At 47.5% G+C, this 259-nt stretch carries 1 pseudogene; it reads right to left on the minus strand.

The features are described 5' to 3' along the window. Window positions 1–240 (minus strand): annotated as a pseudogene (locus SB756_RS31940) (glycosyltransferase family 1 protein); the annotation flags it as partial. Between the last annotated feature and the right edge of the window lie 19 nt (window positions 241–259).

Raw genomic sequence — 259 nt, forward strand, 5'->3', positions numbered from 1 at the left:
GGGATGTTCGCGTAAATGTTTTTGCACCCAGGCAAAATACTCCGCATTGCGCCCGTGATTGGTATGCGATTTAACCGGCACTTTGATCAGTTCAAATACATCAGGGCATTCGCCTTCCCACGACTGGGTATAAACCCGAACATGATGACCTCGGGCGGCGACTGTCTGAGCAATACGCATAAAATCGCGCTGCAAACCGCCAAAGGGAAAATATTTATATAAACAAAAAGCAACGATCATAACGACGTACCTGTCGTGG

The sequence above is a fragment of the Pseudomonas sp. SIMBA_068 genome (assembly GCF_046534705.1).
In the GTDB taxonomy this organism is placed as follows: Bacteria; Pseudomonadota; Gammaproteobacteria; order Pseudomonadales; family Pseudomonadaceae; genus Aquipseudomonas; species Aquipseudomonas putida.